14 protein-coding genes are annotated in these 14,598 nt (G+C 33.6%); 8 read left to right on the forward strand and 6 right to left on the reverse strand.

What is annotated here, in order from left to right; translation table 11 throughout:
- Both AC1DY0_RS17670 and AC1DY0_RS17675 read right to left on the reverse strand, forming a co-directional pair.
- The coding region (locus tag AC1DY0_RS17670; protein WP_477189903.1) for an NAD(P)H-dependent oxidoreductase at positions 1 to 626 on the reverse strand (626 nt) is incomplete at its 3' end.
- A gap of 11 nt (positions 627 to 637) precedes the next feature.
- The gene (locus AC1DY0_RS17675; RefSeq protein ID WP_477189904.1) at positions 638 to 1,093 is read right to left on the reverse strand and encodes a MarR family winged helix-turn-helix transcriptional regulator; all 456 of its coding nucleotides are present in this window, start codon (positions 1,091 to 1,093) and stop codon (positions 638 to 640) included.
- A gap of 367 nt (positions 1,094 to 1,460) precedes the next feature.
- Here AC1DY0_RS17675 and AC1DY0_RS17680 point away from each other — a divergent pair, with 367 nt between their 5' ends.
- Both AC1DY0_RS17680 and AC1DY0_RS17685 read left to right on the forward strand, forming a co-directional pair.
- Positions 1,461 to 3,476 (forward strand): PAS domain-containing protein, encoded by a 2,016-nt coding sequence (locus tag AC1DY0_RS17680; protein WP_477189905.1) that lies wholly within the window; start codon positions 1,461 to 1,463, stop codon positions 3,474 to 3,476.
- Between the two features lie 226 nt (positions 3,477 to 3,702).
- A complete protein-coding gene (locus AC1DY0_RS17685) occupies positions 3,703 to 6,624 on the forward strand; it encodes a PAS domain S-box protein (protein ID WP_477189906.1) in 2,922 nt (973 codons plus the stop codon).
- A 258-nt stretch (positions 6,625 to 6,882) separates the two neighbouring features.
- On the opposite strand, the gene AC1DY0_RS17690 is transcribed toward AC1DY0_RS17685, so the two are convergent.
- Positions 6,883 to 7,059 (reverse strand): hypothetical protein, encoded by a 177-nt coding sequence (locus tag AC1DY0_RS17690; protein WP_477189907.1) that lies wholly within the window; start codon positions 7,057 to 7,059, stop codon positions 6,883 to 6,885.
- Positions 7,060 to 7,348: 289 nt separating this feature from the next.
- On the opposite strand from AC1DY0_RS17690, the gene AC1DY0_RS17695 reads away from it, so the two are divergent.
- The 6 genes from AC1DY0_RS17695 to AC1DY0_RS17720 all read left to right on the forward strand — a co-directional run bounded on the left by AC1DY0_RS17695 (position 7,349) and on the right by AC1DY0_RS17720 (position 13,756).
- Positions 7,349 to 8,599 (forward strand): TolC family protein, encoded by a 1,251-nt coding sequence (locus tag AC1DY0_RS17695; RefSeq protein ID WP_477189908.1) that lies wholly within the window; start codon positions 7,349 to 7,351, stop codon positions 8,597 to 8,599.
- A 16-nt stretch (positions 8,600 to 8,615) separates the two neighbouring features.
- On the forward strand, positions 8,616 to 9,515 hold the full coding sequence (locus tag AC1DY0_RS17700) for an HlyD family secretion protein (protein ID WP_477189909.1): 900 nt from the start codon (positions 8,616 to 8,618) through the stop codon (positions 9,513 to 9,515).
- A gap of 15 nt (positions 9,516 to 9,530) precedes the next feature.
- A complete protein-coding gene (locus tag AC1DY0_RS17705) occupies positions 9,531 to 10,469 on the forward strand; it encodes an ABC transporter ATP-binding protein (RefSeq protein ID WP_477189910.1) in 939 nt (312 codons plus the stop codon).
- Between the two features lie 179 nt (positions 10,470 to 10,648).
- On the forward strand, positions 10,649 to 11,386 hold the full coding sequence (locus AC1DY0_RS17710; protein ID WP_477189911.1) for an ABC transporter ATP-binding protein: 738 nt from the start codon (positions 10,649 to 10,651) through the stop codon (positions 11,384 to 11,386).
- A gap of 148 nt (positions 11,387 to 11,534) precedes the next feature.
- Complete coding sequence (locus tag AC1DY0_RS17715; protein WP_477189912.1) at positions 11,535 to 12,641, forward strand: ABC transporter permease; 1,107 nt, start codon at positions 11,535 to 11,537, stop codon at positions 12,639 to 12,641.
- A 2-nt stretch (positions 12,642 to 12,643) separates the two neighbouring features.
- Positions 12,644 to 13,756, forward strand: a complete 1,113-nt coding sequence (locus AC1DY0_RS17720) for an ABC transporter permease (protein ID WP_477189913.1) — start codon at positions 12,644 to 12,646, stop codon at positions 13,754 to 13,756.
- Positions 13,757 to 13,850: 94 nt separating this feature from the next.
- On the opposite strand, the gene AC1DY0_RS17725 is transcribed toward AC1DY0_RS17720, so the two are convergent.
- Genes AC1DY0_RS17725 through AC1DY0_RS17735 form a run of 3 tightly spaced genes read right to left on the reverse strand, consistent with a single transcriptional unit; the run spans position 13,851 to position 14,547 of the window.
- Positions 13,851 to 14,048 (reverse strand): DUF6132 family protein, encoded by a 198-nt coding sequence (locus AC1DY0_RS17725; RefSeq protein ID WP_477189914.1) that lies wholly within the window; start codon positions 14,046 to 14,048, stop codon positions 13,851 to 13,853.
- Entirely contained in the window at positions 14,045 to 14,347 is a 303-nt protein-coding gene (gene trxA, locus AC1DY0_RS17730) for a thioredoxin (RefSeq protein ID WP_477189915.1), read from the reverse strand. The genes AC1DY0_RS17725 and trxA overlap by 4 nt, the downstream gene beginning before the upstream one ends.
- A complete protein-coding gene (locus tag AC1DY0_RS17735) occupies positions 14,344 to 14,547 on the reverse strand; it encodes a hypothetical protein (RefSeq protein ID WP_477189916.1) in 204 nt (67 codons plus the stop codon). Before AC1DY0_RS17735 ends, trxA begins: the two co-directional genes overlap by 4 nt.
- Positions 14,548 to 14,598: the final 51 nt, after the last annotated feature.

Raw genomic sequence — 14,598 nt, forward strand, 5'->3', positions numbered from 1 at the left:
GTGATAAATAAGTCCTCTTGTGATTTTCTAACTTTTTTGTAAAATTGGGTAGCATCTTCTTCGTGACGGTATCCAACAGTTGCAATAAGTGAAGCATTAAGATTTAGTTTGTCCAATCCTAATATTTCGTTTACTTGTGCAGGAACAAATCCTTCCATAGGCGTTACATCTATTTTAAGCTCTGCAGCGGCATTTAATAAATTTCCTAAAGCTAAATACGTTTGTTTTGATGTCCAAACATTTTTGATTGCTGGTTCCAAAGTCGAAATTTTTGATTTCATGAAATCTCCATAACCGGCTAATGATTCCAAAGGAGTTTCTCTTGTAATACTTATGGTATTTAAAAATTGATCGATTTCTTCATCTCCAATATTAGTGTCATTAGCAAAAATAAATAAATGTGATGCATCTACTATTTGTGATTGTCCCCAAGCAGCTTGTTGTAATTGTGCTCTTAGTTCTGGATTTTCAACGATAATAACTTTGTAAGGTTGTAAACCATATGAAGATGAACTCATACGGATAGCTTCTTTTAAAGTATTTAAATCTTCTGCTGAAACTTTTTTTGTGGCATCAAATTTCTTTGTTGCGTATCTCCAATTTTGATTATTCAAAAAATTGCTCATAATATTAATGTTTATTTAGTTCGGTATTTTTCTAGTAAGGTATTCAATTGTATTAATTCTTCTTCATTAAGATTTTTAGAAAAAATTTCTTCATGATCTTTTACTTTTGGATCCAGTTCTGTTAATAAATCTAAACCCTTTTGTGTAATTAAAACTTCGATTTTTCTTCTGTTTTCTGGACAAACATTACGTGTGACCAAATCTTTTAATAATAATTTATCAACCAGTCTTGTTGTATTACTTGTTCTGGCAAGCATCCTTTCCTGTATGATGCACATATTTGCAGGATGTCCTTTTTGCCCTCTTAATATGCGTAATACATTATACTGTTCCCCTGAAATATCATAAGGTTTTATGATTTCATTAAAACTGTCAGTGATTACGTTCTGTGTGTACATCAAATTCAAAACCACTCTTGTTGATTTAGTATAATCAACCGTACTTTTTAATACATCTTCAATCTTCATATTTGTAGGTGTCTTATTTGTTGATACAAATGTAGTTATATTTATATTTGTATATACAAGTGTTGTGTTATTTTTTTGTTAAAAAAATAATTGACATTAAATATTGGTATTTTAAATAGAGGTTCTATTTGTTGTAAACGCTTTGTGAATAGAATTATTTTATTGAAAGAAAACAATATCTAGTTTATTTTGAAATGACTTGTAGATAGTAGGGGAGTTCAAAAATGTATATAAAAAATAAACTTTTTTGTCGAATTTATTGATTTAATTTTCGTCTTTTTTAAGCAGGTGTTTTTTTTTCTGAAAGACTGTGCTATATTTATAAAAATTTTCGAGTAGCAAACATTTAATTATTTAATTTCTAATAATGGAAAAGACGAAAAAGGAGTTTACATACGATGAATTACTCCAAAAAGTTGAGGCACAAGAATTGCTAATTAAAGAGTTAAATGATGAAAAGCTTGCTATAACCAATTTTGAATATTTTGTAAAAGAGTCTCCAGATTTAGTTTGCATCGCGGATACTAATACCTATTACAAAGTAGTAAATGATGGATTTGCCAAAGTTTTGGGTTATTCTAAGGAAGAGATATTATCAAGACCATTTCTTGAGTTTATTCATCCTGATGATTTAGAAAAAACCTTAGAAGAAGTCAAAAACTTGTCACAAAACAATCCTACAATCGATTTCGAGAATAGATACATTAAAAAAAATGGAGAACAGATTTTTTTACAATGGAAAGCCAATCTGCATACTGCCAATAATTTAATCTACGCTATAGCTCGAGATGTTACAGAGATTAGAAAAACACAGGAAAAACTTTTGTCCAGTGAAAAATCACTTAATGAAGCTCAGAAAATTGCAAAAATAGGGAGCTGGGATTTTAATTTAATGACTCAAGACTTAAATTGGTCCAACGAATTATATGAAATATTTGAAATTGAAAATACCCCTAATGATTTGCAATTATATGCAAAGTATTTATCCTGTTTTTTACCCGAAGACGCAGAGGATTTAAATAAAAATGTATATAACACCATTACCAATAAGATTCCATATGAAATGGAACATCGAATTGTTTTGGCAGATCAAAAAACTAAATGGGTTTTTTGTACTGGAGTTCCCATAATGGATAAAAATAATAATGTTGTGGCATTAAAAGGTGTAGTTCAAGATATAACTCAAAAAAAACAAATTGATGACACTATCAAAGCCAAAGAGAAAGCTGAAGCTGCCAATAAAGCAAAATCTGATTTCTTGGCCAATATGAGTCATGAAATACGGACGCCACTAAATGGAATTGTAGGTTTTACGGACTTGTTATTGAAAACAAAATTCGATAATGACCAATTGGAATATCTTAAAACGGTTAATGAATCGGCCAATACTTTGATGGAAATTATCAATAACATTCTGGATTTTTCAAAAATTGAATCTGGAAAACTGGAATTGAATTGTGAGGAAATTGATATCATTCAATTGTCAAATCAAATCATAAATTTATTCAAATACGAAGCCAATTATAAAAAAATTGAATTATTACTTGATATTGACCCCAATGTGCCAAAATATATCAATGGAGATTCATTTCGATTAAAGCAGATATTGGTGAACTTGTTAAGTAATGCGATGAAATTTACTTTTTCGGGTCATATCAAATTACAAGTGGTTCAAGTCGACGAGGGAGAAAAGTTCTCGAAAATTAAGTTTTCGGTAATAGATACCGGAATTGGAATTAAGGATTATAATCAAAAGAAAATTTTTCAATCATTTGTTCAAGCTGATAATACCACTACCAGAAAATACGGAGGAACAGGACTCGGATTGGCAATTTCAAGCCAGCTTTTAGCATTAAAAAACAGTGAATTAAAATTAACGAGTAATCACGGAATGGGAAGCAAATTCTTTTTTACTGTTGCATACGATAAAATGCCGTGTAAGCCCAATAATTTGGAAGTTAAAAGAGATTTGGTTCAAGATCCGCCTTCCCATTTATCAAATTCAATAAGTAGTTTTAAGGTATTAATTGCAGAGGACAATAAAATAAACATGCTTTTGGCGAAAACATTGGTCAATAAAATTATAAAAAATTGTGATCTGATAGAAGCGACCAATGGTCAGGACGCAGTGACTTTGGCAGAAGAAAATTTGCCAGATTTAATTTTGATGGATATTCAAATGCCAATTCAAAATGGTTATGATGCTACTTTAGAAATCAGAAAATTAGAAAAAACAAAACATATACCGGTTATTGCGTTAACGGCTGGAGTTTTGAATGGAGAAAGAGAAAAGTGTATAGAACACGGAATGTCTGATTATGTTACAAAGCCTATTATTCAATCTGATTTGGAAAAAGTATTATCAAAATGGTTGAAGAATTAATACTAACGATTCATAATTTTTTTTCATTTAAAGACATTTTACAAATAATAAAAAAATCTTCCTTTATCATAGTAAAGGAAGATTTTTTTTTGATCTAAATGTAGTTGCTGTGGAGATTCTAATTATTTATACCTTAGTGTATTATGTGATATAAATTTCATATCTTTAGTTACCTACTTTTTTTGTTATTTGGTTTTGTCTATTAATTCAATTTTGTTTTGTGATTATGAAAGAAACTATACCATCAGTTGAAGAATTATTGCAAAAAATAAAAAAACAGGAGCATAAGATTTCGTTACTACAAAGGAAAATAGATTCTATTCCTAATTTTGAATTTTTTACCAGAGAAACTTCTGATTTTATTTGCGTTTCGGATTTAAATAGTTTTTTCAAAGAATTCAATCTTGTATTCATTAAAAAATTAGGTTATTCAAAAAGGGAATTACTACTGAATAGCTATATCAAATACATCTACCCAGAAGATGTTGCCAAAACAAGGAATGTTTTACAAGAACTTTTAAAAGGAAAGACTTCAGTAATTTTTGAAAATAGAATCCTTACTAAAAAGGGAGAGCTTTTATCAGTGCAATGGACATCCATTATAAATCCTTCAAAAAATCTTGTATATTCTATTGGGAGAGATATCACCGAAATTAGGACTGTACAAGAACAATTGGTAGCTAGCGAAAATTTATTAAACGATGCCCAAAAAATTGCCAAAATTGGTAGTTGGGAATTTAATTTGAATACACAGGAATTGATTTGGTCCAAAGAATTATATCGTATTTTCGAGATTCCCAATGATGCTAGTGAAAACTTATATGAACTTTATCTGAATCATTTTTCAGAAGAAGATAAGGAGATTCTCAACAATAAGATAAGTGAATCCGTCAAAAGTAAATTACCTTATGAAATTACCCATAAACTGAACTTTCCCAATAATCGCTTCAAATGGATTTACGGCACTGGAGTTCCTATTGTAAATGATAGAGGAGAAATTGTAGTTTTGAGGGGAGTGGCTCAAGACATAACCGAAAAAAAGCGAATTGAAAGCGAAATTTTGGCAAAAGAAAAAGAAGTTGCTGTTATCAAAGAGAAAGAAAGAGAGCGACAAAGTAATGCCAAATTTAGGGGCTATGTGGAGAATGCACCAGATGGTGTAATAGTGGTAAATAAAGACGGATATTTTTTGGAAGTAAATCCAGCAGCGACAAAAATTACGGGCTATTCTAAAGATAAGTTGTTAAAAATAACGCTTAAGGATTTGACTCCGTCAGATTCCTTGATTAAAATTGAAAAGATATTTGAAACTCTTTCAATGAAAAGAACTTCCAATGATGTAGTACAATTTATCCATAAAAAAGGAACTTTACGATATTGGTCTATTGATGCCGTTAAACTATCAGAAAAGCAGATTTTATTGTTTGTTAAGGACATTACCGATCGGATTCAAACAATTGATACCTTAAAAGAAAAAGAAGAGTTTTTGAAAGAAACCCAAATCATAGCACAATTAGGGACTTATAGTATAAATATGCATACAGGAATATGGACCAGAACCGATTTGCTGAATACTATTTTGGGAATAGATGCTGATTATGATTTGAATCAAGAATCTTGGGGGGCTTTGGTACATCCTGCTTGGAGGGAAAGTTTGGAAGTGTATTTTCAAGAGGAAGTCGTAAATAAAAGAAAACCATTTAACAAAGAATACAAAATCATAAGGGTAAATGATAATGCCGAACGCTGGTTACATGGAATAGGAACTTTAAAATGGGATGAAGATAATAATCCTTCTGTTGTTGTGGGGACTATTCGGGATATAACTGATCATAAATTGTTGGAATTGGAATTGATACGTGCCAAAGAAAAAGCGGAAGAAAACGAAAAGGATTTGTATATAAAATATACTGAGTACGAAGAGATAAATGAACAATTAAAACAAACCAATAGAGAACTAAAAAAAGCCAAAATTCTGGCAGAGGAAGCCAATAAAGCCAAATCAGATTTTTTATCCAATATGAGTCATGAGATCAGGACTCCATTAAATGGTATTGTTGGTTTTACTGATTTATTGATGAAAACAGATCTTGAAAAGAATCAGTTGGAATATATGTCAACAGTCAATGTTTCGGCTAATTCTTTAATGGAAATTATTAATGACATACTTGATTTTTCAAAAATTGAATCTGGTAAATTAGATTTGCATATTGAGGATATTGATCTTTTCAGGCTGTTGCACCAAGTTATAGATTTGTTTAAGCATCAGGCTAATATAAAAAATATAGCTTTGGCACTGACTATTGAAGAAAATGTACCACAATACATATGTGCAGATTCGATTCGGTTGAAACAAATATTAGTAAACTTAATTAGTAATGCCTTGAAATTTACTTCTTTTGGACATATTCATTTGGATGTTGAACAAGTAAAAGGAGGCAAAAAAAATGCAACCATAAAATTTTCAATTAAAGATACTGGTATCGGTATCAAACAATACAACCAAAAGAAAATTTTCAATTCCTTCGTACAGGAAGATAGCGCTACTTCAAGAAAATTTGGAGGGACAGGTTTAGGGTTGGCTATTTCCAATTTACTTCTTGAATTAATGAGCAGTAATTTGCAACTGAAAAGTAAGTATGGAGATGGTAGTGATTTTTTCTTTTTTGTTAAATTTAAAAAAGCAGAACCTCTTAAAGATACTTTTGTCGAATTGATGCCGCATAAGGCAATTCCTAGAATACCAAGCACCAATAATTTGGATGCATTGCGTATTTTGATCGTGGAAGACAATAAAATTAATATGTTTTTGGCCAAAACATTAGTTAAAAGAATTATTCCGAATGCTATTATTTTGGAAGCCATGGACGGGCAGGAAGGTCTGGAGCAATTTGAAATCAATAATCCCGATTTAATTTTGATGGATATTCAAATGCCAATAAAAAATGGATATGATGCCACGATTGAAATTAGAAGCCATAAAAAAGGAGACAAAATACCCATTATCGCTTTAACTGCCGGAATTATGGTAGGCGAAAAAGATAAATGTCTAGAATTTGGCATGAATGATTATGTTTCCAAACCAATAATCGAAGATGATCTGGATGCTATACTTCATAAATGGTTGCCCCAAAAACAATTGTCATAGATTGTCTAAATTTTAAACAACTCCCGGTAATTTGGATTTTTAGAATCCAATTATTTCAATATCCAAGAATTTTAGCCATTTTAAGAAAACTAATTTTTTGAGCATGAAGAATAAATTTCCTCAAAAATATAGAATTATAAAATAGAAGCAAAGGGATTTTTAGTAATACATCACCTGTAAGTAAGTTTTTTTTGCATAAAAAAAAGAGTGTTTGAAGGTTACAAACACTCTTTTTAGGATTATTATGAATTAATTACATTACGCTTTCTTTTCAGATTTTGCTGTGCAGCAAGTTTTTTTGGATTTGTCACATGCCTTTTTTTCTTTGGCAGTACATTCTTTTTTAGGAGCTTCTTTTGGTTTAGTCTCTTGAGCGCTTGCATTCATACCTGCTGAAAAAATGGCTACTGCCAAAACTGTGATTAGGTTTTTCATGTTTTTTTGGTTTTTTGATTTTAATGATGAGCCAAAATTATTGTTTTTTTTGAATCACGGATATTAATTAACTTTTTTATAACTCAATGTAAGCAATGGGTTTAAAACAATGGTATAAAATGATAGAAAAGAGACATATAATATCTTTAAACGAGGCTTCTTTAGGTGTCATCATTCTAATGATTTTATCTAATATTCCAATTCGAAAAATTCGTATATTCGTTTAGTGGAGTTAAGAAAATGACGACCAAAAAAATCAAAGCTGCAGAGATTAAAATTTTAAAATTAAATGAAAGAACTCTTATTATCTTTTCTGCTTTTCGGATTATGTGCCGCAAATGGACAAGTAACCATCGATGGCTGTCAGGAAAAAGCGAAAGCAAATTATCCGTTAATCAAGCAGTACGATTTGATTTCGAAATCATCTGACTATACCATTTCTAACGCCAACAAAGCCTATCTTCCACAGGTAAGCGTAACGGGAATTGGTGGATACATTTTTGCTGGGCTGCCTGAATTTTCGGCGCCAGGTTCCACTTCTGGAGAACAAAATAAAGCCCAGTTTATTGGCATTGCCCAAATTAACCAAACCATTTGGGACGGAGGTGCGACACGTACTCAAAAAGATATTGCAAAATCGGTTGCCGAGGTAGAAAAATCAAGTGTTGATGTTTCGTTGTATTCTATTCGAGAACGCGTTAATCAGCTGTTTTTTGGAATCTTGTTAATCGATGAACAAAACAAACAATTGGATATTTTGTACGATGAATTAAAACTTGGACTGAACAAAGTTCGACTTTCCAAAGAAAACGGATTGGCTTATGCCTCAGATGTAGATGAGGTCAAGGCCGAAATGCTGAATTTGGAACAGAAGAAAATCGAATTCAATTATACCCGAAAAGGCTATGTTCAAATGTTGTCTTATCTGACAGGAGAGAAATTAGAAGAAAATGCAAAACTCGAAAAACCAGTACTAATTGAATCTGTTGATAATATCAGTAATCATAGACCCGAATTGAGTTTGTATGCCAATCAATTAAAACTCGCTGAATCCCGTTCAGAAATCAATACCGTTTCTTTGATGCCTAAAATCGGTTTATTAGGAGCGGGCGTTTTGATAGAGCCCGGAATTAATTTCGGTCAATCAAAGTTCAACGGATTGGCACTTGCGGGAATCAGTATGTCTTGGAGTACCGCTGGGCTCTATAAAAACAGCAACAATAAGGATTTGGATAAAATCGAAATGGACAAAATCAACAATCAGCAGGAAACTTTTTTGTTCAACAATAAATTGCAGTTGACTCAAGCCAATAACGACATCGAAAAGCAAAAAGCAATTATAGCGAAAGATGAAGAAATCATCAAACTGAAAGGCAATATCAAAAAATCATATCAATTAATGTATGAAAATGGAGTTGTTGCTATGAACGATTTACTGTCCGCGATGAACAAAGAGAGTGAAGCTATTGGGAATCAGGCATTACACAATGTCCAATTACTTATGAGTATTTATAACTACAAAACGATAAGCGGTAACTAATTTAATTTTGCAAAAAATGAAATTCAATTTATATAAAATAAGCCTTATAGTTTTTTGCATCCCCTTTTTTTCCTGTGGTAAAGGAGAAAAGGACAATGATGCTTCAGGAACTTTTGAAGCTACGGAAACAATTGTATCGGCGGAAGCCAATGGAAAAATTTTGGCATTGAACATTAATGAAGGAGACCAATTGGTAAAAGGACAAAAAGTGGGCGTTATAGACAGCACACAATTGTACCTATCCAAAATGCAACTAAAACAAAGCGGAAAGGCAATTTTATCGGGCCGTCCCGATAGCAAAATCCAAATTGAGGCTTTGCAAAAAGAACTTGAAAATGCAGTTAAAGACAAAAAAAGAATCGAAAATTTGGTAAAAGGAAATGTGGCTTCCCAAAAACAGCTTGATGATGCCAATTATAGGATTGCTATTATACAATCCAAAATCGATGCTTTGAGTAGTCAATTAGCGACCACAACCAATAATCTTAATGAACAAAGCGGTACGGTTGGGATTCAATTGGCGCAGATTGAAGACCAAATCAAAAAATGCAACATTACCAATCCTGTTTCGGGAACGGTATTGGCTAAATATGCTAATGTGTATGAAATGGCTACCATCGGTAAACCAATTTATAAAATAGCCGATTTGTCCGTTATCAAACTGAGAGCTTACATCACAGCCTCACAATTTGCCAAAATTAAAATTGGAGATACTGTAAAAATAAATGTGGATACCGAAGAAGGCAAATCCAAAACCTATACCGGAACTATAGAATGGATTAACAGCAAAGCGGAGTTTACGCCTAAAACCATTCAAACCAAAGATGAAAGAGCGAACTTAGTTTATGCCATAAAAATTCGAGTTAAAAATGACGGAGCTTTAAAAATAGGGATGTACGGCGATGTCGTCTTTTGATAAAAAAACATTCCAATGAGTAATAGCGACACTAATTTTCCCATCAACGTAAACCATATTAACAAATCGTATGGCAACGGAAAAATAACGGCTGTACGTGATGTGTCTTTTCAGGTCAATAAAGGTGAGATTTTCGGGTTGATTGGCCCCGATGGCGCAGGTAAAACCACTATTTTTCGCATTCTAACCACACTTTTAAAACCCGATTCGGGAAACGCATCTGTAGATGGTTTTGATGTGGTCAAAGATTTTAAGGCAATCAGGCAAAGGGTCGGTTATATGCCTGGAAAATTTTCGCTCTATCAGGATTTGACCGTTGAAGAAAACCTCACTTTTTTTGCCACCGTTTTTAACACCACTATCGAAGAAAATTACGATCTCATAAAAGATATTTATCAACAAATCGAACCTTTTAAAACCCGTAAAGCAGGTGCTCTTTCGGGAGGAATGAAACAAAAATTAGCCTTGTCTTGCGCTTTGATTCATAAGCCGTCGGTATTATTTCTTGATGAACCCACAACGGGCGTCGATCCCGTTTCCCGAAAAGAGTTTTGGGAAATGCTCAAAAAATTAAAAGAACAGGGCATCACGATTTTGGTTTCCACGCCTTATATGGACGAAGCTACTTTGTGCGACCGCATTGCCTTGATTGCCGAGGGTAAAATACTCAAAATTGACACGCCCCAAAATATGGTCAGCCAGTTCGGAGCATCTCTTTGGTCGGTGCAGAGCAATGATATGTACAAATTATTGAAAGATATCAGACAGTTCCCGAATGTAAAATCCTGTTTTGCGTTTGGCGATTCCCATCACGTTACTTTCAAAAACGAACCAATTTCAACAAACGAACTAGAATCTTTCTTAATAAAAAGTGGTCATACAAATATTACTATCCATCAAACCGAACCCAAAATTGAAGATTGCTATATGAGTTTAGATTTTGAAAAACATTAAAAGAGAATTCGATTATTGATTTGGAGCAGAAAGATTAGGCGTTTTTAGGATATATTGTCCCGCTTTTCGTTACAATCTTTTGTGCCGAACCCCGGCACAAAAGGATTTCCACTGCAATCGGGGCTAAAGGGGAAGATTTAGCTTTTTTGCTATTATTTTAAAAAGAAAAAAATAGAACTATGAATGCTATTACGGTCAATAATCTTGTGAAACGCTTCGGTAATTTTACTGCTGTTGACGACGTTACATTTGAAGTAAATCAAGGAGAGATTTTTGGTTTTCTCGGTGCTAATGGAGCCGGCAAAACCACTGCCATCCGTATGCTTTGCGGTTTAAGTAAACCGACATCGGGCAAAGGAACTGTGGCTGGTTTTGATATTCATAAAAATCCCGAACAAATTAAAAAAAACATAGGTTATATGAGTCAGAAGTTTTCCCTCTATAATGACCTCAAAGTTTGGGAAAACATTCGGCTGTTTGCTGGGATTTATGGAATGCCCGAAAAAGAAATAGCGCTAAAAACAGATGAGTTGCTGAAGACGTTACATTTTGAAGCAGAACGAAATACTTTGGTCAAAGATTTGCCATTAGGTTGGAAACAGAAATTAGCTTTTTCAGTTTCGATTTTTCACAACCCAAAAATTGTATTTCTTGACGAACCTACAGGTGGTGTCGATCCTATGACCCGAAGACAATTTTGGGAACTCATTTATGAAGCTTCTGCTCGTGGTATAACCGTTTTTGTCACTACGCACTATATGGACGAGGCCGAATACTGTAATCGCGTTTCGATTATGGTCGATGGAAAAATAAGTGCTTTGGACACACCAAAGAATCTCAAACTCCAATATGGCGCCAATGACATGGATGGAGTATTTCAACAATTAGCCAGAAAAGCAATGCGTAAAGCAGATTAGAATGAAATCGCACAAAAAACAAGTAACGATGAGGTGTGGATTCCTGCAAGGTTTTTTTCAAACCTTGTAGGTATTGCTCCTTGTACATTCGAATACCTACAAGGTTTGAAAAAAACCTTGCAGGAAAAAAGTAATTGATTTAAAAAACATGAAGCAATTTAGAGCATTTGTAAAAAAGGAATTTCTGCATATTTTTCGCGATCTGCGAACAATGATGCTCCTTTTGCTAATGCCTATTTGCCAAATCCTTCTTTTTGGATTTGCCATTACAACCGAAGTTAAAAATTCTAAGGTAGCAGTTTACGATCCTTCAAAAAGCAGTACTTCCAGAAAAATAATCGAACGGATAAATTCGAGTAACTATTTTGATGTTGCGGAATATCTTAGTGATCCTTCTCAAATCGAACACGAATTTCGAGAAGGCAAAATAGGATTGGTAATTGTTTTCGACGAAAATTTCGAGTCCAACCTATTGCATTCGGGCAATGCCCATATTCAGTTAATAGCTGATGCGACCGACCCAAATACAGCAACTGCAGTAACCAATTACGCCAGAGCCATCATAATGGATTATCAGCAGGATTTAATGCAAGGAATGAAAGTCCCTTTTCAGATTTTGCCAGAAGTAAAAATGCTCTACAATCCCCAAATGAAAGATGCTTATAATTTTGTTCCCGGAGTTTTGGGACTTATTATGATGCTGATTTGCGCGATGATGACGTCCATAGCCATCGTTCGCGAAAAAGAGATGGGTACTATGGAAATATTGCTTGTTTCACCTCTAAAGCCTATTTATATAATACTTGCCAAAGCGGTTCCTTACTTTTTATTGTCTTGTGTCAATACAGTATCGGTGTTGTTGTTGGCAGTCTTTGTTTTGGGGGTTCCTGTTGCCGGAAGTCTGTTTTGGCTCGTAATCCTTTCGATGCTTTTTATTTTTGTAGCGCTTTCATTGGGATTGTTGATTTCTACCATTACAGAAACCCAAATTGCGGCCATGTTGATAGCGGGGATGATTTTTATGATGCCTATAATGCTGCTATCAGGAATGATTTTTCCTGTCGAAAATATGCCTTTGCCATTGCAGTTACTGTCTAATATTATTCCGGCAAAATGGTACATCATAGCTGTTAAAGATATTATGATTAAAGGAACCGGAGTTTCTACCATTTATAAGGAATTGCTAATACTCGGATTTATGGTTGTGGTAATTGTTGGAGTAAGTTTAAGAAATTTTAAAAATCGTTTGGAGTAGCTATGATAAAGTTTTTATTAGAAAAGGAATTCAAACAGATTGTACGCAATAAGTTTATGCCTAGGATGATTTTATTATTCCCGGTTATGGTCTTGTTGGTATTTCCGCTTGCGGCTAATTTTGAGATTAAAAACATAAATCTGTGCGTGGTTGATAATGATCACAGTGGTTATTCAAATCAATTGGTTCAAAAGGTAATATCTTCCGGTTATTATAAATTGACTTCCGTTGTTGATGATTCTAAAAAAGCCCTTCATCAAATTGAACTAGACAAGGCGGACATTATTTTGGAAATTCCTGCCAATTTTGAAAAAGATTTAGTTCGTGAACAAACAGCGCATCTTCTGATTTCTGCTAATTCTGTCAATGGCACAAAAGGAGGATTGGGTAGTGCATATCTTTCAGGCATCGTAACTGATTTTTCTGCAGAAATACGTGAGAAATGGATTCAATCTGCAACTAAGACAAAGTTTCCGTCTATAGAAATTGTTTCCCAAAACCGATTTAATCCTCATTTGAGCTACAAAATTTATATGATTCCCGCTTTGATGGTAATGGTGCTCACAATGCTTTGCGGTTTTCTCCCGGCTCTGAATATAGTAGGAGAGAAGGAGGCAGGAACGATGGAACAGCTTAATGTGACTCCGATCCCAAAGTTTATTTTTATAATTTCAAAATTACTGCCGTATTGGATAATCGGATTTACGGTAATTACGATCGCTTTTGGTTTGGCTTATGTCGTTTACGGATTGTCTCCAGCAGGCAGTTTGGGTACCATCTATTTTTTTGCAGCACTCTATATTTTGGGAATTTCGGGCTTTGGACTTGTTATCTCCAATTATTCCAATACGATGCAACAGGCCATGTTTGTGATGTATTTTTTTATGCTGATTTTGATATTGATGAGTGGTTTATTCACTCCAATCAACAGTATGGCTGAATGGGCTCAGTACATAACCATTTTTAATCCATTGAAATATTTTATGGAGGTCATGCGCATGGTTTATCTGAAAGGAAGCGTCATTTCAGAACTTGGAACACAATTTTTGGCATTATCCTGTTTCGCCGTATTTTTTAATCTTTGGGCGATTTTAAATTATAGGAAGACGGTTTGATAGTAACTTCTAGGTTTCTACGTTATTTTTTTTCAAATAATTCGGATTGCTATTAAATTCTAAGTCAATCACTAATTACTTTTCACTAATCACTTTATTTCTTTTTCTCTTCTTTTACAAACATATTAAACAACAATCCACCTAGTAAACTACCATAAAGAGTAGAGTTTACGGGTTTTGAGGTTATTGCACAACTACCCGAAGCACACCCCACAAAGTGATAGTACAAATAGCCTAAGATAGCTCCTATGACAATTCCGATGCCAGTGATTATAATGGCTTTTCGTGTCATGAATTGCTTTTTTCTACAATTACTTTAATCAAATCAGTTGAGCTTAAAACTCCGGATTGTCTCCACAACTGTTTTCCTTTTTGGAAAAGGATCATGGTGGGAACGCCACGAACTTGGTATTGAGCAGCGATTTGTTGGTTTTTGTCCACATCAATTTTGATGATTGAAATTCGGTCACCCAGATTGTCTTTGACTTGTTTCAGAATAGGAGCCAATGTTTGGCAAGGGCCACACCAAGTAGCAAAAAAATCAACCAAAATTGGTTTTTCGGATTGAATGATATCATTGAAAGTACTCATTTTTTGGCGTATTTATTTTTAGGAATTGCACAGCCATTGGGTTCACAACCTGTATTAAAAATAGCCTGAACAAAGAAAAATAATCCAAAGGCGATGAAGAACCATTCGTTTGTATAATAAGCTTGTGCAAATAAAAACATAGCAAAAGCAAAGCGAAAAATCCGCATAACATGCCAGTTGGTGAATAGTAAATCTTTCATTTTTTGGGTTTAAGAAAGTTTATTTTGAATTGCCTGCTGCTTTAGCTCAAG

It is taken from the genome of Flavobacterium sp. P1_E4 (genome assembly GCF_056405915.1).

Coding starts and splice junctions, on each gene's coding strand:
- AC1DY0_RS17675 (WP_477189904.1), bottom strand. CDS start 1,093: ATGAAGATTGAAGATGTATTAAAAAGTACGGTTGATTATACTAAATCA.
- AC1DY0_RS17680 (WP_477189905.1), top strand. CDS start 1,461: ATGGAAAAGACGAAAAAGGAGTTTACATACGATGAATTACTCCAAAAA.
- AC1DY0_RS17685 (WP_477189906.1), top strand. CDS start 3,703: ATGAAAGAAACTATACCATCAGTTGAAGAATTATTGCAAAAAATAAAA.
- AC1DY0_RS17690 (WP_477189907.1), bottom strand. CDS start 7,059: ATGAAAAACCTAATCACAGTTTTGGCAGTAGCCATTTTTTCAGCAGGT.
- AC1DY0_RS17695 (WP_477189908.1), top strand. CDS start 7,349: ATGAAAGAACTCTTATTATCTTTTCTGCTTTTCGGATTATGTGCCGCA.
- AC1DY0_RS17700 (WP_477189909.1), top strand. CDS start 8,616: ATGAAATTCAATTTATATAAAATAAGCCTTATAGTTTTTTGCATCCCC.
- AC1DY0_RS17705 (WP_477189910.1), top strand. CDS start 9,531: ATGAGTAATAGCGACACTAATTTTCCCATCAACGTAAACCATATTAAC.
- AC1DY0_RS17710 (WP_477189911.1), top strand. CDS start 10,649: ATGAATGCTATTACGGTCAATAATCTTGTGAAACGCTTCGGTAATTTT.
- AC1DY0_RS17715 (WP_477189912.1), top strand. CDS start 11,535: ATGAAGCAATTTAGAGCATTTGTAAAAAAGGAATTTCTGCATATTTTT.
- AC1DY0_RS17720 (WP_477189913.1), top strand. CDS start 12,644: ATGATAAAGTTTTTATTAGAAAAGGAATTCAAACAGATTGTACGCAAT.
- AC1DY0_RS17725 (WP_477189914.1), bottom strand. CDS start 14,048: ATGACACGAAAAGCCATTATAATCACTGGCATCGGAATTGTCATAGGA.
- trxA (WP_477189915.1), bottom strand. CDS start 14,347: ATGAGTACTTTCAATGATATCATTCAATCCGAAAAACCAATTTTGGTT.
- AC1DY0_RS17735 (WP_477189916.1), bottom strand. CDS start 14,547: ATGAAAGATTTACTATTCACCAACTGGCATGTTATGCGGATTTTTCGC.